Here is a 19,711-nt window from a genome sequence, read left to right as displayed (position 1 = left end):
CGATGGGCTTTCGCACCACCCGCGAAGAACGCGATGCCGATCTGCCGCCTGCGCAGGGGCTAATCGGTCTGTTCACGCGCCACGCGACGCTGGCGAATATCGTGCTTATCGTGCTGCTGTGTCTGGGGGCGGCTTTTGCGCCCCGTCTGCGCGCGCAGTTTTTCCCCGATAACGTGGTCGAAGAGGTCGAGGTTTCGGTCGCATGGGATGGTGCGGGGGCCGAAGACATCGACCGCGCGATTGTGCAGGTGCTGGAGCCGTCGCTGATTACCGTCGAGGGGGTTGACCAAAGCTCGTCCCGGGCGCGCGAAGGTTCGGCCTCGATCACGCTTGAGTTCGAGACCGGCTGGGATATGGGCCGCGCGGTGGATGATGTGGCGAATGCGATCACGCTGGCCGGTGATCTGCCCGAAGGCGCCGAAGAGCCGAAGGTCACGCGCAAGGTCTGGCGCGATACCGTGACCGATGTGGTGATCGAAGGACCGATCGCGCCCGAGCAATTGGGGCGGCTCGCCGATGAACTGGTGGTCCGGCTCTATGCCCAAGGTGTGACGCGGACGACGGTTCAGGGCATTGCCGCGCCCGAAGTGATGGTCGAGGTGCCGACGCTGTCGATGATCGCGCATGATGTGACGCTCTCGCAGATCGTGGCTGTGATCGCGGCCGAGGCCGATACCTCGCCCGCAGGTGATGTGGCAGGCGGGGCCGCGCGTGTGCGCACGGGCGAGGAACGTCGCGACCCGCGCGAGGTGGCTGCGCTGGTGTTGCGGACCGAGGATGACGGCTCGCAACTGACGGTTGGCGATGTGGCAGCCGTGCGTGTGACGGGGCCGCAGCGCGACCGCGCCTATTATGTTGGTGCCAATCCGGCGATGGCGATCAACGTGGCGCGCTCGGCGCAGGGCGACGCGATCGCGCTTCAGAAAAAGGTCGAGGCCGTCGCCGCCGAAATGCGCTCGACGCTGCCCGCTGGCACCGAGATTACGCTGGTGCGCACACGCTCCGAGGCGATCATGCAGCGGTTGAACCTGTTGCTTGGCAACGGGGCGATGGGGTTGGCGCTGGTGCTGCTATTGCTATTCATGTTCCTCAATGCGCGCACGGCGTTCTGGGTCGCGATGGGGATACCTACCTCGATGGCGGCTGCCGTGGCGGTGATGTATGTGGGCGGCATGACGATCAACATGATCTCGCTGTTCGCACTGATCCTGACGCTGGGGATCGTGGTCGATGATGCGATTGTCGTGGGCGAGCACGCCGACTTCCGCGCCAGATCCCTTGGCGAGCATCCGGTGCTGGCGGCCGAGAATGGCGCGCGGCGGATGGCGGCGCCGGTCTTTGCCTCGACCCTGACCACGGTGATTGCCTTTGCGGGGCTGCTGGTGATCGGCGGCGGCATGGGCAACATGATCACCGACATTCCCCTGACGGTGATCGCGGTGCTTTCGGCCTCGCTGATCGAGTGCTTCCTGATCCTGCCGAACCATATGTCTCATGCGCTGAGCCGTGCGGCGGATAACAAGTGGTATGACTGGCCCTCGCGCAAGGTCAATCAAGGGCTGGAATGGGTGCGCGCGCGCTTTATGCGCCCGCTGACGCGGCTGGTTATTCGCGCGCGCTATCCGGTTGTTGCGGGGGTGGCGGCGCTGTTCCTGTCGCAGATCGCTCTGGTGATGTCGGGCGATGTGCAGTGGCGGTTCTTTAATCCGCCCGAGCGGTCAACCGTGTCCGGCGCTTTCGCAATGCTGGATGGTGCAAGCCGCGCCGATACCGAGGCGATGATGCGCGAGTTGCAAATCGCGACCGAAACGGTGGCCAAGTCCTTTGAGGCGGAATATGGCACCAACCCCGTGATCCACGCGCTTGGGCAGATCGGCGGATCGGTCTCGCGCTCGCTGGCTTCGGCGGACGGGAAGGATACGGACCTTCTGGGAGGCATCTCGATCGAGCTGATCGAATCCGATTATCGACCCTATTCCAGCTCGGAATTTGTGTCGCGGCTTCAACAAGAGGCAAAGCGCCATCCGTTGCTTGAGGAGATCAGCTTCCGCGGGTTCAATATGGGCCCGTCAACGGACGGGATTGATGTGCAGTTTTCGGGCGCGGAAAGCCGCGTTCTGAAGCAGGCCGCCGAGGCGCTGAAAACCGAACTGGCCACTTTTGCCGAGGTCTCGGCCATCGAGGATAACCTCGCCTATGACAAGGAAGAGCTGATCCTTGATCTGACGGCGCAGGGCGCAGCGCTTGGGTTTGATACCGATATGCTCGCGCGGGAATTGCGCGCGCGGCTAAACGGGACCGAGGCGGCAAGCTTCCCCGACGGGGTGCGCACGGCAACCATCCGTGTCGAAATTCCCGAGACCGAACGCGCCGCTGATTTCATGGAGCGGATGCAGCTGCGCACACCGACTGGCAACTGGGTGCCGCTGTCGGATATTGTGTCGATCCGCTCGGAAACCGGGTTCTCGACGATCCGCCGCGAGAATGGGCTGCGTCTGGTCGAGGTCACGGCAAACCTGTCCGAAGACAACCCCGAGCGCGCCAATCAGATCATGCAAATCCTCAAAGAGGAAACCCTTCCCCGCATCGCCGAGGAGCACGGCGTCGTCTGGCAGCTTTCCGGCGCGGCCGAGCAGGAGCGCGAGTTCATGGCAGATGCGATCACCGGCCTCGTTCTGTGCCTGATCGGGATTTACATCGTGCTGGCGTGGATTTTCGCAAGCTGGACGCGGCCGATTGTCGTGATGTCGGTGATCCCCTTTGGTCTGATCGGCGCGATCTGGGGGCATTATATCTGGGCGATGCCGCTGTCGATGTTTGCCGTTGTGGGCGGGATCGGTATGTCGGGGATCATCATCAACGACGCGATTGTGCTGATCTCGACGGTAGATGAATACGCGGTCAAGCGCGGGCTGGTTCCGGCGATTGTGGATGCGGTGGCGGACAGGCTGCGGCCTGTGATGTTGACCACGCTGACCACGGTTCTGGGCCTTTTGCCTTTGCTCTACGAAAGCTCGAGCGCGGCGCTGTTCCTGAAATCCACGGTGATTACGCTGGTCTATGGTCTGGGCTTCGGGATGGTGATCGTGCTGCTGGTCGTGCCTGCGCTGCTGGCGATCCAGCTTGATTTCGCGCGCCAGATTACCGCCGTTCGCCACGGGCTTCGGGTGCCGGGGTTGCGCGGAGTTCTGGCGTCGGTCGCGGGGCTGCTGATGATCGGCTTTGCCGCGACAATCGGACGGGCCTTGTGGACGGGGGGGGCGCCGATGGAGGCGCTGGCGGGGTTTGCGCTGATTTCCGCGATGATCGTTCTGGGGGCAGGGATGCTTGCGCCGCGTATCCTGCGCGGGCATGTGCGCCACCTGCCGCCGCAGCTCTGATCAGTCCTCGCAGCCGTCGATCTCAAACGCCGAGGCGCCATCCAGAAGCGTGATCCGCAGGTCTTGCGGGTCAAGCGCGAAGGGCGCGGCCTCGTCCGGCACAAACTCGGCCATCGACACCAGCATATCGCCCTCGCGGTGCGACACCGCCTCTGAGACCCAGACGGGAGCCGAGGCCAGTTCGAACACGGGCAGCGGTTCGGGCGCGTCGGCGGCCAGAGGGATGCGCGCCGTCACCCGCACCCCGTCCGAAATCGGTTCGATCTCGCACAGAACCGGAAGCGTGGTGATTTGTGGCTGGCTGCTTAGCGCGCCCATGATTGTGGGTTCATTCAGCAGCCCCGGACCTTGCAGATCTGCCGTCACCTCGACCGACACCGGCACGCAGACATCGTGGCAAATGCCGAAATCAAGGTCGGCAGACAGAGCAACAGGCTGCGAGGGGTCAATCGGCGTGATCTCGATCGGCAGCACGACCTCGTCGCGATAGCCGACCGTGCGCATCCCGTTTTGTTCAAAGACCACCGGACGCGGCCAGCGCACCTGCACCGAGGTCACATTTTGCGATTCGGCAAAGTTGAACTGCGGCGGGATGCCTGCCTCGCCGGGGCTGCGCCAATAGGTTTTCCAGCCCTCGTCCAGCGCGATGCGGATAGCCGCGATGCGGGCGCCGTCTTCGGTTTGCCAGCCGTCCAGTAGCTCGGCGCGCTCCATCCCGCGCGGCATCGAAGACGCGGCGACCAGATCTTGCTCCGCTGGCGGGGGTGGCAGGATCGTCACCTCGATCTCCGCGGTCTGGGCATGAGCCGCCAGCGGCGCAAGAAGCGCAAGGAGGATGGATTTGGCAAATATGCGGTTCATGGGTTCCGGATACTCATTGCAACGCAAAACGCAAAGTCACAAACGCGCCATTTCACGGGCCTGTGCACAGATGCCACACCGGCACCCTTGATCCTGCCCGCGCATCGCGCCACTTTGAGGAGAAGGGGCAATGCCTGCCCGATCGAGGGACCGCAGATGAGCGATGCAGCAATGGACCTGACCGGAAAGCTTCTGGTCGCGATGCCTGGCATGGGGGATCCGCGATTCGAGCACTCGGTCGTGCTTATCTGCGCGCATTCGCCCGAGGGCGCGATGGGGCTTATCGTGAATAAGCCGTTGCCCGAGCCGGGTCTGGACGATCTGTTCGCGCAACTCGGGATCGCCGTGACGGTGAGCGATAAGCCCGAAAAGCGGGCGATCCTGTTTGGTGGTCCGGTCGAGACGGGGCGGGGCTTTGTGCTCCATTCGCCCGATTGGCAGGGCGAGAACGAGGCGATGGGCGTGACGCCCGAGCTGTCGATGACCGCGACACGCGATATTCTGGTCGATATTGCCGCTGGTATGGGGCCGGAGCGGTCCTTGCTGGCTTTGGGCTATTCGGGCTGGGGGCCGGGGCAGCTTGAGGACGAGATTTTGGCAAACGGCTGGCTGATTGCCGAAAGTGATGCGGAAATCGCGCTTGGCCGCGAATATACGACCAAGTGGACCCGCGCGCTGAATGCGATGGGGATTGACCCGCGCACCCTGTCTTCGGCGGCGGGCCACGCCTGAATTAGCCCCTTGGCGCGGCGGCGCGGCGCAGGCGGTCGTTGATCGCGCGGCCAAGCTCGCGCTCGGGGATGGGGGCGACGGCGATGCCCGTCGCGCCACGCTCGGTCGCAATCCGGTCCGCGCGGCGCAGATGCGCAAAAAGGTTTGCTGCCGCCTCGACCAGATCGCCGCTTTCCGAGAGGTTCAGGTCCGACCCCGCACTGTCCGGGCCAAAGCCGATCCAGACCTCATCGGGCGCGGGGGCCATGGCCTCAAGGCGCACCGAAGCACCGGGCGCGTAATGCGAGGTCAACTGCCCTGGTGCGTTCGGCTTGGCGGCGTTCCCTCCGGTTTCCAGAGAATGACCAAGAACGGCCTCGATTTCTTCGGCGGGCAGGCCACCGGGGCGCAGCAACAGGGTCGGCGCAAGCGATAGGATCGTCGATTCCAGCCCCACGCCGCAGGCGCCGCCATCCAGAACGGCGGCGATCCGGCCTGAAAGCCCCTCGGCCACATGGGCCGCGCTTGTCGGGCTGATCTTGCCCGACGGGTTGGCCGAGGGCGCCGCAACAGGCCCGCCAAAGGCCGCCAGCAGCGCGCGGGCGACCGGATGGGCAGGCAAGCGGATCGCGACGGTCTCAAGCCCTGCCGAAACCAGATGCGAAATCCCTGCCTCGGGGCGCAGCGGCAAAACCAGCGTCAGCGGACCGGGCCAGAAACGTGCGGCCAGCTCTCGCGCTTGCGTATCGAAAACGGCAATCTTTTCGGCCTCGTCCAACGATGGAAGATGCACGATCAGCGGGTTGAAATGCGGGCGCCCCTTGGCGGCGAAAATCGACGCAACCGCGTGATCGTTGCGCGCATCCCCGCCAAGCCCGTAAACCGTCTCGGTCGGGAAGGCGACCAGTTCACCTTGCGCGAGCAGAGCCGCCGCGCGGGCATATCCGGCAGCATCGGGCGCTAGCATTTCGGTTTCTTGGTCCATCGGCATTTCGTGACGCAGCGTTTGAGTTGAGGTGCCGTGACCTTGCGGTAACTTGGCCGGGAATTAGACAGGACATACGCGCGGGCAAGGGTTTTGCCAAGGCGCGCGAAAGGGAGAGACCCATGCCATATCGTTCGCCGAGCGCCGAGATCCGTTTCATTCTGGACCATGTAGTGCCGCTGGCGCCGGTATCCGCGACCGAACTTTTTGCCGAAGCGACGCCCGAAACCGTCGAAGCCATCCTGACCGAAGCGGGCCGGATGTGCGACGAGGTGATCGCGCCCACCAACCGTGACGGCGACCTGACGCCGGCAAAGCTTGAGAACGGCGTTGTGCGCTCCTCGCCCGGCTTCAAAGAGGCCTTTGCGGCAATTGCCGAAGGTGGCTGGGTCGGCATGGCGGCGGACCCTGAATATGGCGGGATGGGCTTGCCGCAAGCGCTTAACGTGGCGGTCAATGATATGCTCTCGGGGGCGAACCTTGCGCTGCAACTGAACCCGCTTCTGACGCAGGGCCAAATCGAGGCGCTGGAGCATCACGCCTCAGACGAACTCAAAGAGCTCTACCTGCCGAAACTTACCTCGGGCGAATGGTCGGGCACGATGAACCTGACCGAGCCGCAGGCGGGTTCGGACGTGGGGGCGCTTCGCACCAAGGCAGAGCCCAATGGCGACGGCACCTACGCAGTGACCGGCCAGAAGATTTTTATCACATGGGGCGACAACGATTGCGTGTCGAACGTCTGCCATCTGGTTCTTGCACGTCTGCCCGATGGGGGTGCTGGCACCAAGGGGATCTCGCTGTTCATGGTGCCCAAACTGATCCCGGACGCCAATGGTAATCCGGGTGTGGCCAACAGTCTGAAGGTTGTGTCGCTGGAGCATAAGCTGGGCATCCACGGATCGCCCACCTGTGTCATGAGCTTTGAGGGTGCGACCGGCTGGCTGGTTGGCGAGCCGCATAAGGGCATGGCTGCGATGTTCACCATGATGAACAACGCGCGCCTGAATGTGGGGGTGCAGGGGATCGGTGTGGCCGAAGCTGCCTATCAGAAGGCGCTGGAATATGCGCAGGAGCGGGTGCAGTTCACCCCGATCATCGAACACGCAGATGTGCGCCGGATGCTGGCGACGATGAAGGCCGATATTTTTGCTGCGCGCTCGGTCGCGCTGGCCTGTGCGGTGGCGCTTGATATGGGGCGCGCAACCGGCGAGGCCGACTGGTCCGCACGCGCCGCGCTTCTGACGCCGATTGCCAAGGCGTTCGGCACCGATATGGGTATCTGGGCCGCGGGCGAGGGCGTGCAGGTTCACGGCGGCATGGGCTTCATCGAGGAAACGGGGGCCGCGCAATACCTGCGCGACGCGCGCATCACAGCGATCTACGAGGGCACCAACGGGATTCAGGCGATGGACCTTGTGGGCCGCAAGATGATGGATGGCGGCAAGGTGGCTTGCGCCCTTCTGCAAGAGGTCGAGGACGAGGCGAAATCGGCACGCGAGGTGTTGCCCGAACTGGCCGAGGATGTCTGGGCGGCGGCAGAAACCCTGCGTGAAGCGACCGAAGAGATGGTCACCAAGGACATGCAAGACCGTTTCGCCGGTGCCGTGCCTTACCTGAAGGCGTTTGCGCGCGTGCTTGGTGCGCATTTCCACCTGCGCGCGGCTATCGCCGCCGGGTCCGGTTCGGCTCGCGAACGGCTTGCAGCGGTCTACATTCGTCGCCTGTTGCCACAATACGCTTCGGCGCTTGTCGAGGCGCAACAGGGCGCGGACGGGCTTTATGCGCTCTCGGTCGAAGATCTGGGGGCATGACGGTTCAGGGCGGCATCCGCTACCCGTGGGCTGACCCGCCCGAGTTCGGAGGGGCGCGCGAGCTGGCAGAGGGTGTCTTCTGGCTGCGCCTGCCGCTGCCGATGGCGCTTGATCATGTGAATTGCTTTGCCTTTGACGAGGGCGATAGCTGGACGCTGATCGACCCCGGTATAGACACGCGCAAATGCCGTGCGGCGCTGCAATCGGCACTGGATGGCCCCTTGGCGGGCAAGCCCGTGGGTCGTGTGATCGTGACCCATTACCACCCCGATCATATCGGTCTGGCGGGCTGGTTGCAGGCGCTGGGGGCCGAGCTGTGGACGACGCGCACCTCATGGCTGTTCGCGCGGATGTTGCAGCTTGATGCGCAGCCGGTGCCGGTTGGTGAAACGCTGGAATTCTGGCGCGACGCGGGGATGGATGCGGCGCTGCTGGAGAAGCGCGCCGCGGAACGCCCCTTCAATTTCGCCGATTGCGTGCATCCGCTGCCGCTTGGCTATCGCCAGATCCGCGACGGCGAAATGATCCGCATCGGCGGGCGTGACTGGATCACCCGCTTCGGTCATGGCCATGCGCCCGATCATGCGACCTTCTGGTCATGCGATGGGTCGCTTGTGATCGGCGGCGACCAGTTGCTTCCCTCGATTTCCGCCAACCTTGGGGTTTATGCGTCAGAACCAGAGGCCGATCCGGTGGCCGAATGGATCGAAAGCGCGCAAAACCTCCAGCCCTTCGCGACCGAGGGGCAACTGGTTTTGCCCGGTCACAAGCTGCCCTTCACGGGGCTGCCCCTGCGTTTGCGGCAGATGGTCGAGAACCACACAGGCGCGTTGCGCCGCCTTGAAAAACTGCTGCACGATGATCCCCGCACCGCTTGCGACTGTTTCCCGGCGCTGTTCAAACGCCCGATTGGCGAGGGCGAATACGGGCTCGCGCTGGTCGAAGCGGTGGCGCATCTCAATCACCTTTGGCACAAAGGGCGGGTAACACGCACCCGTCGCGATGACGGGGCATGGCTCTGGAGATTGATATGAGTGAAGACATCCGCACCACCGCCGAGGCGCACGAAGCCTCTGCCCTGCCCTGCGCGCGCGTGGTACGCACCGCCGATGATGCGCCCGACGCACCCGAGGTTTTGCCGCTGCCGCCCGAGATGTCCGACGAGGCGCTGGAGGACAAATCCGAAGCGCAATGGGCCTATGAGCGGCTGATCGTCTATATCCAGAACTTCGAGGAACAGCTGAACGCCGACGAAGAGGTCGCGATGGGGCTGGTTGGTGGTCAGGCAGGGGTCTTGCAGATCGAGGGACTTGGCTATTTCGCCCCCGACATCATCACCTTCTACGGCATCAACGAGGATGGCGCGCGCACGCAACTGATCCAGCATGTCAGCCGTCTGGACGTGATGCTGGTCGCAAACCCCAAGCCGCAAGAGGCCGAGGCGCCGCGCCGGATCGGGTTCCGGCTGGCCAAATCGCTCGAAAGGAAAGAGGGGGCGTGACAGAAGGTCGCGGTTCCGCTATCCCGAAGTCAGGGAGAAACGCGATTGGGAGAACGCGACATGGCTGAGCATAAGCCGGGCAGCATGGATATCCGTGGCCACGAAAAGACATTCGCAGGTTTTGTGAAGTTTTCGACCTGGACCTTTGTTGCAATCATGGTCTTTTTGGTATTCCTCGCACTGGCAGGCGGCTGATCCGTCATATTACCAGTAATCCGAGGAGGTCAGGCAGATGCGCCAAACCCTCATTTGCCTGATGTTACCCCTTGCGCTTGCAGCCTGCGGCAGCGGCGCAAAGTCTATTTGGGCGCCTGACGAGGCGGTTCAGAAGGCCGCCTATGTGTCGGGCAAGGCGCCTTCGGTCACTCTTTACACGGTGGTGTCGACGCGCACAGGGGCGGGCGGGCACTCGGGGTTGATGATTGATGGCACGCAGCGGGTGATGTTTGACCCCGCAGGCACCTGGTATCATCCCTACCTGCCCGAGCGGAACGATGTGCATTACGGCGTGACCGAGCGGTTTCGCAAATTCTACATCGACTACCACGCGCGCGAGACTTACGACGTGATCGAGCAAACGGTGCCGGTTTCCCTTGAAACCGCCGAGCTGTTGCGCCGCCGTGCCGAGGCTTACGGCGCGGTCGGCAAGATGCTGTGCGCCAATGCGGTCTCGGATATTCTGTATGACGCGCCGGGGCTGGAAAGCCTGCCGAAAACCTATTTCCCGGTAAAGCTGGAGAAGGCGTTCGCCGAACTTCCGGGTGCAAGCTATCGGCTTTATCACGACAAAGACCCCGACAATAACCACGGCGTCTTGCTGGTGCAGCAGTCGAACCCGATCTTTGGCCCGACCGAAGACGATACGGCGGCAGCGCCACGGGTAGCGACAGCTCAGGCCAATCCGTAAAGGGCCGCGTAAAGCGTGACCATGCCCGCAACAATCGCGGCCAGCGTGTTGCGGGTAAACACCCCGACCCCGATTGCGACAACCGCAGCCATAAGGCGCGCGGGGTCCGGTTGGCCGTCGGTCGCGCTTGGCCAGACGACCAGCGGTGCGACGAGGCCCGGCATCACCGCAACGGCGGTATAGCGCAGATAGCGCAGCGCCCATTCGGGGATCGGGCGGTCTCCGATCATGCCTAGGAACGAATAGCGGATCAGGAAGGTGCCCGCGCCTAGCGTCAGGATCACAACCCAGATCTCGAAGGTGGAATAGCCGCTCATCGTGCTGCCCTCCGTGCCTGCCAAAGCTCGACCTGTGCGCCTGTCACCATCGCGGCCAGCGCGGCAACCAGCAATCCGGTGCCCGCTGGCATAAACGCCAGCAACAGCGCCCCCGCCACCGAGACCATCGCCGCCGCAACATGCGCAAGCGAGCGCAGCGCCGGTCCGATCATCGCCAGAAAGGTAATCGGCACGGCAAAATCCAGCGCAAACTCGGGCGGGATCGCCGCGCCAAGCCATGCGCCCGCGAAAGTCGCGATATACCACAGCGGCACGACGGGCGTGCATCCGCCAAGATAGAAGGCCAGTTTGGTCTGGATGCTGGTTTTGGGGTGGGTCTCATATTCCTGTGCGGCCAGCGCAAATACCTGATCGGTCAGCAGATACGAGGCCATCGCGATACGCCCCTTGCCCGCCTTCCCCAGATAGGGCGCGAGCGAGGCGGAATACATTGCCATCCGCAGATTCACCGCCAGCGAGGTCAGCACGACCAGCACCGTCGGCGCGTGATCCGTCATCAGTTGCAGCGCGGTGAATTGTGAGGCGCCGGCCACGACAAGCACGGTGAACCCCATGACCTCCATAAGGCTCAACCCCGCCTCGGTCGCCGCAACCCCGAACAGCAGGCCAAAGGGAACAATCACCAGAAAAAACGGCAAACCTTGCCGAAAGCCGCGCCAAAAGGCGGTTTTTGGGGAAATCTTGTCGGTCATGCTGGCTTGTTTCATCTGCTGCAACGGGTAAGAAATAAGCCGTGCGCGGCGGCGCGCCAAGTCTTTGATTGTATCGGGTAAGATTGCCCGTTCGAGGTGCGGAATACGGATGGAAAACGCGATTGCGGGGATGGTCCTTGCCGGAGGGCAGGGGCGCCGGATGGGCGGCGTCGACAAGGCGATGCTGCCGCTTGGGGGGCACCCTTTGATCGCGCATACGCTGGCACGGTTCGCGCCGCAGGTCGGGCCGCTGGCGATCTCGGCCAATGGCGATCCGGCGCGGTTTGCGGCCTTCGGTCTGCCGGTCCTGCGCGATACATATGCCGATCAGGGGCCGCTCTCGGGCGTGATCGAGGGGCTTGGCTGGGCTGCGCGCGCGGGCGCGCGGGCCTTGGTGACGCTGGCGGTCGATACACCCTTGGCACCCTCTGATCTGGTTGCGCGCCTGACCGAAGGCGGGCTGGAGCGCGCGGCGGTGGCGGTGGCGGGGGATCGGATCCACGCGACGGTTGCGCTTTGGCCGGTGACGCTCCACCCGCATCTGGTTGCGCTGTTTGCTGCGGGCGAGCGCCGCCTGCGCGTGGCGCTTGAGGGCGCGCGGGCCGTCGGTTTTCCGGCCTCCGAGGCGTTTCACAACATCAATACGCCCGATGACCTGCTACGGGCCGAAGCCTTGCTGGCGGGGCAGTCGTGAGCATCACTCTGCATCGCGGCCTTGCGCCCCAGCACCGTGCCGATGCCGCGCGGCTTTACTGGGAGGCGTTCGGTTCGAAACTCGGGCCGGTGCTGGGGCCGGACGCCCTTGCGCTGCGCTTTATCCGCCGTGTGATGGATGAAACCCATGCAGTGTCGGCGGTGGATGAGGCGACGGATACTCTGGTGGGGGTTATCGGGTTTCGCACGCATCTGGGCACATTTGTCGGGGGCGGGCGGCACGATCTGGCGGCTGTTTACGGGCTTTGGGGGGCGCTGTGGCGGATGGCCTGTTTCTCGATCCTTGCGTTTGACAGCGAGCGGCGCGCCATGATGGTGGACGGCTTCGCCGTGGACGAGGGCTATCGCGGCGCAGGCGTCGGGCAGATGCTGCTGGAAGCCGCCGGTGCCGAGGCTCTTGCGCGTGGCTTTACCCATCTGCGCTTGGATGTTGTCGATGAAAACCTGCGTGCCCGCGCGCTTTATGACAAGATGGGCTTCCGCGTGACGCGCAGGCGCCAATCGCGCCTGACAGGGCTGGTTTTCGGCTTTGAGGGTGCGACGGTCATGACGCGCGATCTGCGCGTGGCCAATCCGCTTTAATCGAAGGTGCCGGTGACGCGGCCCAACAGCATGAAGGCGCGGGCCGTGCGGGTCTCTGCCAGCTCTGCCAGCTCCTGATCGGTCGCGTTCTTCTCGAACTCCGAGAAGGTTTTGTCGAACTGGCGCAGGAAATGATGGGCCGCATCGCGGAATACGGTATCGGCCCGCATCCGCCCGGCACACAGCGCAATCGACGAGCGGTCACGGATGCCACCAAGCGTTGCGATCTCGCGTCCGCGTTCACCTTGGGCAAAGCGGCGCCATAGCTCGGGGCGGGCGCGGTCGGGTTTGAGGTCGTCCATATAGACGCCGTCCTGCGCGATCAGGTTCAGCACATCCTGCGCCGCGCGGATCAGTTTCGCGGTCGTGCGGTCGTCCAGTGCACGGCGAAGGGCGCGGAAGCCGTCTTTGTCCTCGGCGTTATCGGGGAAGTTCAGCGCGCGGATGAAATCGGCCACAGACACCGGTGCGCGCAATTCTTCTGCGGGCGTGCCAAGGGCTAGCGCGGGTTGCTCCTCTTGCGCGATGACAGGGGGCGTGACCAGCGCGGCCTTCCTGTCTGCCGAGGGCTGCGTCGCCCCCGTATCGCGGCGCGAGGCGAATGTCGCGATGGTGGTTTCGGCCTGACGCGTCGCGGCGGCAATCTCGTCAAGTTTACGCTCGACCTGCTGGCCGGCACGCATGGCTTGCGTGTTGGTCCAGGCGGCGCGCATCGCCTCGACCGAGGCGCGCAGGTTCGCGGCCTCGTAGCGCATTTCACGGGCGGTGCGTGCGGTGACTGCGGCAACCCAGATCATCGCGATCGGCAGGGCGATGGCGACCAGCACCATGACAATCTGGATCACCCCGCCCGAGCCTTCGCCCGCTGGCATAACCAGATAGAACAGCCCGACCATGGCCAGCCAGACCACGCTTAGCGCAAGCGCGATCACCTCGATTTTCGAGTAACGCTGGTCCAGATTTTGCCCCGTAGCCTGCGCCCCGTCGGCAGGGCGCTTGAGTTCGGGTCGTTCGGTGCTCATGGCATGACCCTTTGGTGTGCGATCAGAGATATTTGACCGCGAGAATTTCGTAACCCTTATCGCCGCCCGGCGTGCGCACTTCGACGCTATCGCCTTCGTCTTTGCCGATCAGGGCGCGGGCGAGCGGAGACTTGATATTCAGCAGACCCTTTTCCAGATCGGCCTCGGCCTCACCGACGATCTGATAGGTGCGCTCTTCGTCTGAGTCCTCGTCTACGATCGTCACGGTCGCGCCGAATTTCACCGCGCCCGACAGCTTGGCTGTGTCGATCACTTCGGCGCGCCCGAGAATCGACTCGAGCTCTTTGATCCGGCCTTCGACAAAGCTCTGCTTTTCGCGCGCGGCGTGGTATTCGGCGTTCTCCGACAGGTCGCCGTGTTCGCGTGCCTCGGCAATCGCCTTGATCACGGTGGGGCGATCGACGCTTTTGAGGGTCTTGAGTTCTTGCTCCAGCACCTCGTATCCGGTGCGGGTCATCGGTATCTTTTCCATTTCGGCCCTTCGGTTCCGCTTTGTCAGGCAAAACATCTGCTTATCTGACGTAAATCCGCCAAGCCCCCCCGAAGTCAAGTGGCCAGCCGAATTTTCGCTCAATCTGATGGTTGCGACGCTTGAGAGAAGCAAAACGTCCCGAAGGCGAAATATTCTTGCGCAACGCCGCCGCGTTACAATTGCTTCGTTCCACCATGTAAGCTAACCAGTCACCCGAGAGCCAGAAAAGGCCCCGTGGGCCAAAGCCAGAGGAACAGAGGGACAATGGCGGATTTCGAACGCGAGTCGATGGACTATGATGTGGTGATCGTTGGGGGCGGGCCTGCGGGTCTGTCAGCGGCGATCCGCCTGAAGCAGATCAATCTCGAGCTTGATGTCGTGGTGCTCGAGAAGGGCTCCGAGGTAGGGGCGCACATCCTCTCGGGTGCGGTTCTGGATACCTGCGGTCTCGACCAGCTGATCCCCGAGTGGAAAGAAAAAGGCGCGCCGATCCAGACCGAGGTCAAGAAGGACAACTTCTTCCTTCTGGGGCCGGCGGGGCAGATCCGTATTCCGAACTGGCCGATGCCGCCCTTGATGTCGAACCACGGCAAATACATCGTGTCGATGGCGAATGTCTGCCGCTGGATGGCAGAACAGGCCGAAGAGCTTGGCGTCGAGATTTTCCCCGGCATGGCGGCGTCGGAAATCGTTTGGGATGGCGACCGGGTTGCCGGTGTGGTCGCGGGCGAGTTTGGCAAGAATCCCGATGGCACCCCGAGCGAAGCCTATGAGCCGGGCATGGAGCTGCGCGGCAAATACGTCTTCCTTAGCGAAGGTGTGCGTGGTTCGCTCGCCAAGACTGTGATCGAGAAGTTCAACCTGTCGAAAGGCCACTGCCCGCAGAAGTTCGGCATTGGCATGAAAGAGATCTGGGAGATCGACCCCAAGAAGCACCGTGAGGGCACCGTCACCCACACGATGGGCTGGCCGCTGAACAACAACGCGGGCGGCGGGTCGTTCATCTATCACCTTGAAAACAATCAGGTCTATGTCGGTTTCGTGGTTCACCTGAACTACCAGAACCCGCACCTGTTCCCCTATATGGAGTTCCAGCGCTTCAAGCATCACCCGATGGTGGCTGACCTTCTGGAAGGCGGCAAGCGCGTGGCTTATGGCGCGCGGGCGATTTCGGAAGGCGGCTGGCAGTCGATCCCGAAACTTACCGCTCCGGGCACGGTTTTGCTGGGCTGCTCGGCGGGTCTTGTGAACGTGCCGCGCATCAAGGGCAACCATAACGCGATGCTCTCGGGGATCGCGGCGGCCGAAGCTGCGGCCAAGGCGATTGCGGCTGGCCGCGAGGGCGACGAGCTGACCGATTACGAGGCCGATCTGCGCTCGGGCCCGATCGCGAGAGACCTGAAAAAGGTGCGCAACGTCAAGCCGATGTGGTCGAAGTGGGGAATGTTCCCCTCGCTCGTCTTCGGCGGTCTGGATATGTGGACGAACAACCTGTTCGGCTTTTCGCTGTTCGGCACGTTGCGTCACGGGAAATCCGATGCGGCCTCGACCGGCGAAGCCTCGAAATTCCCGAAAATCGACTATCCCAAGCCCGATGGCAAGCTCAGCTTCGATCGTTTGACGAACGTGTCGTTCTCGTTCACCAATCACGAAGAAAGCCAGCCGTGCCACCTGCAACTGAAGGACGCGTCGGTCCCGCTTTCGGTGAACCTGCCCAAGTATGACGAGCCCGCGCAGCGCTACTGTCCGGCGGGCGTCTATGAGGTGCTGGAGGACGAAGAGGGCAACCCGCGCTTCCAGATTAACTTCCAGAACTGCGTCCACTGTAAGACCTGCGACATCAAAGACCCATCGCAGAACATCAACTGGACCACGCCCCAGGGCGGGGACGGCCCGAACTACCCGAATATGTAAGGCGCTCGCCTCACATACGCGTGTAATTTTCGATGCGGGGGGTGCCAAAAGCGCCCCCCGCATTGCGTCTGGCGGGCGCGCTCGCTACCTTGCGGGAAAGACTTTGAAAAGGAAGCGTCCGTTGACGAACCTCGCCCCCAAGTTGCGATCCGCCCTTGTTGCTATTTTGCTTGGAACCGCTTGGGTGCCGCCCGCCATGGCCGAGGATGCAGGCGCCTATCTGGCCGCGCGCGTGGCCTCGGGGGTGGATGATTACGTCGAGGCATCGCGCTATTACCAACGCCTGATCGCGGGCGGCGACGCGGACGCGGGGTTGATCGAGGCGGGGCTGATTTCGGAAATCGGGCGGGCGAATTTCGATGCGGCACTGCCTTTGGCGCAGCGCCTCTCGGGCATCGAGGGGAACGACCAGATTGCCGCGCTTCTACTGCTGGCCAAGCCTGTGCGCGAGGGCGATTTCCTGACCGCGCAAAGCTATTTGGTTGAACGCGGTGAGCAATGGCCGATGGGGCCGGACCTTGTGATGGGCTGGCTTGAGGCGGGCCTTGGCCATATGTCCGACGCGATGGAGAGCTTCGACAAGGCGGGGGCGCAACCGGGGCTGGAGGCATTTGCGGCCTATCACAAGGCGCTTGCCCTTGCGATGGTGGGCGATTTCGAGGGCGCCAATGAACAGTTCGAGGGCGACAATGCCTTCGCTCTGGAAAGCCTGCGGCGCGGCGCGGTGGCGCATGCGCAGATCCTGTCGCAGCTTGAGCGCAACGCCGATGCGATTGCGGTTCTGGATCGCGTATTCGGGCAAGGCTCGGATGCCGAAATTATCGGGCTGCGCGCGGATCTTGAGGCGGGCAAGACCCTGCCCTTCACGGTGCTGAAGGATGCGCGCGAGGGCGTTGCCGAGGTCTATTTCTCGATTGGTTCTGCACTGGTGGGCGAGGTCTCGAACGGCTTTGGCCTGATGTTCACGCGGATTGCCACATGGCTTCGGCCCGATCACTCGGATGCTGTTCTGATTTCCGCCTCGATCCTTGAATCGCTGGAGCAATACGATCTGGCGATTGCAACCTATACGCAGATCGCCCCCGACGGCCCGACTTTCCCCGCCGCCGAGATTGGCCGCGCCGAGGCGCTGGTTCATGCCGATAAGGCCGAGGCCGCGATCGAGGTTCTGGAAAGCCTCTCGCGCAGTCACGGCGATCAGGCCGGGGTCTGGGTCTCGCTTGGCGATACGCTCCGGCGCGAGGAGCGTTTCAAAGAGGCGGCAGCGGCCTATGACAAGGCGATCGACCTGCTGGGCGATCCGCAGCCGAAGGACTGGTTCGTCTGGTATGCGCGTGCGATTGCGCAGGAGCGCTCGGACAATTGGAAAAAGGCCGAAGCGGGGTTCCGCAAGGCGCTGGAGCTTAGTCCCGGTCAGCCGTCGGTGTTGAATTATCTGGGCTATTCCTATCTGGAAAAGCACCAGAACCTTGATGAAGCGCTCAAGATGATCGAGCAGGCCGTCGCTGCGCGGCCGGATTCGGGTTATATTGTCGATAGTCTTGGCTGGGCGCTGTATCGGATGGGCCGCTACGAGGAGGCCGCCGTGCAGATGGAGCGCGCGGTCGAGCTTGAGGCGATTGATCCGGTGGTGAACGACCATCTGGGCGATGTGTATTGGGCGGTCGGGCGCAAGCGCGAGGCCGAATTCCAATGGCGCCGCGCGCTGTCCTTCCCTTCGACCGAAGAGCTTGATCTGGAGCGTGTGCGCCGCAAGCTGGAGGTCGGGCTGGATGTGGTGCTTGCCGAGGAAGGGGCCGATCCCCTTGGCGCGCAAAAATGACCCGAGTTTCGGTTCTGGCTCCGGCCAAGGTGAACCTGTCCTTGCATGTGACGGGGCGGCGGTCTGACGGGTATCATCTGCTGGATACGTTGGTGGCCTTCGCGCCTTTTGGGGATAGCGTTGAACTGGCCGCCGCTGCGGAGTTGACGCTTGCGGTTGACGGTCCCGAAGCCGCAGGCGTGCCTGCCGACCGCAGCAATCTGGTGATGCGCGCGGCGTCGGCATTATGTGCTGCGATGGGGGCGCCTGAACAAGGCGCGCTTCACCTGACCAAGTGTTTGCCGCCCGCCTCGGGGATTGGCGGCGGGTCTTCCGACGCTGCGGCGGCGTTGCGGGCGATGATGGCCTTGCATGGGTGGCGTGCCGAGGTCGGGCTGGATGGCGTGCTTGATCTTGGGGGCGGAAAGTGCCTGAACCTTGCCGCCCTTGGGGCCGATGTGCCGATGTGCTTTGACGCGGGGCCGGCGCGCGTGCGCGGCATCGGCGAGGATGTTGCGGCGGTTTCACTGCCCGCGCTACCTGCTTTGCTGGTCAATCCGCGCGTCGAAGTCTCGACCCCGCAGATTTTCAAGGCTCTGGCCACAAAGGATAATCCGCCGATGCCTGCCGATATTCCCGCGTTCGAGGGTGTAGTGGAGTGCATCGAATGGCTGGCGTCGCAACGCAATGACCTGGAGGCACCCGCCCGGGCGCTCGCGCCGGAGATCGACGAAGCTCTGGCGGCATTGCGAACGCTTGATGGCTGTCGGCTGGCGCGGATGTCCGGCTCTGGTGCGACCTGCTTCGCGCTTTTCGAAACGCTGCCCGAGGCCAAGGCTGCCCTTGCCGCGATCCAATCCTCGCATCCCGAATGGTGGGCCGCCGCCGGTGCCTTGGGCGACCAGCGGGCGGCTGTTTTGCCGGTGGAATACTAAGTCAGCGCACGCGGGCGATGATGTAATCGGCCAAAGCGTCCAGCATGTCGCGCAGCGGATGTTCGGGCAGTTGCGCCAGCGCGGCGCGCGCTTTGCCGATCCAGGCGATTGCTTCCTGACGCGTCTCCTCGAACGCGCCATGCTTGTGCATCAGCGCCAGCGCCTGTTCGAGATCGCCCTCTTCCTGCTTGCCCTTCTCGATCACGCGGACCCAGAAAGCACGCTCTTCGGCATCGGCTTTTGCGACCGCCTTGATGACCGGAAGGGTCAGCTTGCGCTCGCGGAAATCGTCGCCCACGTTCTTGCCAATGGCCGCGGCAGTGCCGGTGTAATCCAGCAGGTCATCGACCATCTGGAACGCGATCCCAAGCGCATCGCCATAATCGAAGAGCGCCCGCACTTGTTCTGCAGGGGCGCCTGCGATTTCGCCGCCCACTTCGGTCGCCGCCGAGAAAAGCGCCGCCGTCTTGCCACGCACCACTTTAAGATAGGTGTCCGGCCCCGTGTTCAGATCCTGCGCAGCGGTCAGTTGCAGCACCTCGCCTTCGGTAATCACCGCCGAGGCATTCGACAGAATCGCCAGCACCCGAATGTTGTTGGTGTCGGTCATCAACTGGAAGGCACGCGCGAACAGGTAATCGCCCACCAGAACCGAGCTTTTGTTATCCCACAGCAGGTTCGCCGTCGGGCGCCCGCGCCGCTGCGAACTTTCGTCGACCACATCATCATGCAAAAGCGTGGCGGTATGGATAAACTCGACCGCCGTCGCCAGATGCACATGATAGGGACCGTCATAGCCGCACAGGCCCGCCGCAGCGAGGGTCAGCATGGGGCGCAGACGTTTGCCGCCGGCGCCGACGATATGGGCCGTCACCTCGGGGATACGCGGCGCATGTTCGGATGCCATGCGTTCCGCGATCAGGGTATCAACGGCCGCAAGCTCGCCTTCCAGGGCGGCGGCCAGTTGCTCGTGCGGCTTCGTTGCCTTTTCATCAAGGCTCATCGTCTATCCTTGCGCTTCAGCTTCGCTCGACAGGCGCGATCCTTGCCCGTAAGTGAAG

General features: G+C 63.4%; 19 protein-coding genes. 12 read left to right on the top strand and 7 right to left on the bottom strand.

Annotation, left to right across the window (positions count from 1 at the left end):
- The first annotated feature begins 2 nt into the window (after positions 1-2).
- Positions 3-3,380: an efflux RND transporter permease subunit gene (locus tag RYZ20_RS06350; protein WP_317671562.1), complete on the top strand. Its 3,378-nt coding sequence runs from the start codon at positions 3-5 to the stop codon at positions 3,378-3,380.
- On the opposite strand, the gene RYZ20_RS06345 is transcribed toward RYZ20_RS06350, so the two are convergent.
- Entirely contained in the window at positions 3,381-4,241 is an 861-nt protein-coding gene (locus RYZ20_RS06345) for a protein-disulfide reductase DsbD domain-containing protein (protein WP_317671560.1), read from the bottom strand.
- Positions 4,242-4,397: 156 nt separating this feature from the next.
- Here RYZ20_RS06345 and RYZ20_RS06340 point away from each other — a divergent pair, with 156 nt between their 5' ends.
- Complete coding sequence (locus RYZ20_RS06340; RefSeq protein WP_317671558.1) at positions 4,398-4,973, top strand: YqgE/AlgH family protein; 576 nt, start codon at positions 4,398-4,400, stop codon at positions 4,971-4,973.
- Position 4,974: 1 nt separating this feature from the next.
- On the opposite strand, the gene RYZ20_RS06335 is transcribed toward RYZ20_RS06340, so the two are convergent.
- The gene (locus RYZ20_RS06335; protein WP_411572330.1) at positions 4,975-5,937 is read right to left on the bottom strand and encodes an L-threonylcarbamoyladenylate synthase; all 963 of its coding nucleotides are present in this window, start codon (positions 5,935-5,937) and stop codon (positions 4,975-4,977) included.
- A gap of 122 nt (positions 5,938-6,059) precedes the next feature.
- Between RYZ20_RS06335 and RYZ20_RS06330 the strand changes: the two genes are divergently transcribed.
- Genes RYZ20_RS06330 through RYZ20_RS06310 form a run of 5 tightly spaced genes read left to right on the top strand, consistent with a single transcriptional unit; the run spans position 6,060 to position 10,159 of the window.
- Entirely contained in the window at positions 6,060-7,751 is a 1,692-nt protein-coding gene (locus tag RYZ20_RS06330; RefSeq protein WP_317671554.1) for an acyl-CoA dehydrogenase family protein, read from the top strand.
- A complete protein-coding gene (locus RYZ20_RS06325) occupies positions 7,748-8,785 on the top strand; it encodes an MBL fold metallo-hydrolase (protein WP_317671552.1) in 1,038 nt (345 codons plus the stop codon). The genes RYZ20_RS06330 and RYZ20_RS06325 overlap by 4 nt, the downstream gene beginning before the upstream one ends.
- Positions 8,782-9,252 (top strand): DUF6173 family protein, encoded by a 471-nt coding sequence (locus tag RYZ20_RS06320; protein WP_317671550.1) that lies wholly within the window; start codon positions 8,782-8,784, stop codon positions 9,250-9,252. Before RYZ20_RS06325 ends, RYZ20_RS06320 begins: the two co-directional genes overlap by 4 nt.
- Positions 9,253-9,312: 60 nt before the next feature.
- Positions 9,313-9,447, top strand: a complete 135-nt coding sequence (locus RYZ20_RS06315; protein ID WP_317671548.1) for an aa3-type cytochrome c oxidase subunit IV — start codon at positions 9,313-9,315, stop codon at positions 9,445-9,447.
- Positions 9,448-9,484: 37 nt separating this feature from the next.
- Positions 9,485-10,159 carry a hypothetical protein gene (locus tag RYZ20_RS06310; protein ID WP_317671546.1) on the top strand — a complete coding sequence of 225 codons (675 nt, stop codon included), beginning with the start codon at positions 9,485-9,487 and terminating at the stop codon, positions 10,157-10,159.
- Here the strand turns inward: RYZ20_RS06310 and RYZ20_RS06305 are convergent.
- A complete protein-coding gene (locus tag RYZ20_RS06305) occupies positions 10,144-10,476 on the bottom strand; it encodes an AzlD domain-containing protein (protein ID WP_317671544.1) in 333 nt (110 codons plus the stop codon). The two genes, RYZ20_RS06310 and RYZ20_RS06305, sit on opposite strands and share 16 nt — an antisense overlap.
- Positions 10,473-11,204, bottom strand: coding sequence for an AzlC family ABC transporter permease (locus tag RYZ20_RS06300; protein WP_317671542.1), 732 nt, complete (start codon positions 11,202-11,204; stop codon positions 10,473-10,475). Before RYZ20_RS06300 ends, RYZ20_RS06305 begins: the two co-directional genes overlap by 4 nt.
- 94 nt (positions 11,205-11,298) lie before the next feature.
- Between RYZ20_RS06300 and mobA the strand changes: the two genes are divergently transcribed.
- A complete protein-coding gene (gene mobA / locus RYZ20_RS06295; RefSeq protein ID WP_317671540.1) occupies positions 11,299-11,883 on the top strand; it encodes a molybdenum cofactor guanylyltransferase MobA in 585 nt (194 codons plus the stop codon).
- Positions 11,880-12,485, top strand: a complete 606-nt coding sequence (locus RYZ20_RS06290; protein ID WP_317671538.1) for a GNAT family N-acetyltransferase — start codon at positions 11,880-11,882, stop codon at positions 12,483-12,485. The genes mobA and RYZ20_RS06290 overlap by 4 nt, the downstream gene beginning before the upstream one ends.
- On the opposite strand, the gene RYZ20_RS06285 is transcribed toward RYZ20_RS06290, so the two are convergent.
- Together RYZ20_RS06285 and greA are read right to left on the bottom strand one after the other, a co-directional pair.
- Positions 12,482-13,507, bottom strand: coding sequence for a hypothetical protein (locus RYZ20_RS06285; protein WP_317671536.1), 1,026 nt, complete (start codon positions 13,505-13,507; stop codon positions 12,482-12,484). The two genes, RYZ20_RS06290 and RYZ20_RS06285, sit on opposite strands and share 4 nt — an antisense overlap.
- Positions 13,508-13,529: 22 nt before the next feature.
- Positions 13,530-14,000, bottom strand: coding sequence for a transcription elongation factor GreA (greA, locus tag RYZ20_RS06280; protein ID WP_317671534.1), 471 nt, complete (start codon positions 13,998-14,000; stop codon positions 13,530-13,532).
- A 264-nt stretch (positions 14,001-14,264) separates the two neighbouring features.
- Between greA and RYZ20_RS06275 the strand changes: the two genes are divergently transcribed.
- From RYZ20_RS06275 to RYZ20_RS06265, 3 genes are all read left to right on the top strand, one after another.
- Positions 14,265-15,914, top strand: a complete 1,650-nt coding sequence (locus tag RYZ20_RS06275) for an electron transfer flavoprotein-ubiquinone oxidoreductase (protein ID WP_317671532.1) — start codon at positions 14,265-14,267, stop codon at positions 15,912-15,914.
- A gap of 121 nt (positions 15,915-16,035) precedes the next feature.
- Positions 16,036-17,736: a tetratricopeptide repeat protein gene (locus RYZ20_RS06270; protein ID WP_317671530.1), complete on the top strand. Its 1,701-nt coding sequence runs from the start codon at positions 16,036-16,038 to the stop codon at positions 17,734-17,736.
- Entirely contained in the window at positions 17,733-18,650 is a 918-nt protein-coding gene (locus RYZ20_RS06265; protein WP_317671528.1) for a 4-(cytidine 5'-diphospho)-2-C-methyl-D-erythritol kinase, read from the top strand. Before RYZ20_RS06270 ends, RYZ20_RS06265 begins: the two co-directional genes overlap by 4 nt.
- A 1-nt stretch (position 18,651) precedes the next feature.
- Here the strand turns inward: RYZ20_RS06265 and RYZ20_RS06260 are convergent, their stop codons facing one another.
- Positions 18,652-19,653 (bottom strand): polyprenyl synthetase family protein, encoded by a 1,002-nt coding sequence (locus RYZ20_RS06260; RefSeq protein ID WP_317671525.1) that lies wholly within the window; start codon positions 19,651-19,653, stop codon positions 18,652-18,654.
- Positions 19,654-19,711: the final 58 nt, after the last annotated feature.

Origin of the sequence: Pseudothioclava alba, assembly GCF_033100795.1 — a bacterium.
GTDB lineage: Bacteria > Pseudomonadota > Alphaproteobacteria > Rhodobacterales > Rhodobacteraceae > Pseudothioclava.
The sequence above is the reverse complement of the archived record's forward strand: the minus strand, read 5'-3'. Positions and strand labels throughout refer to the sequence as shown.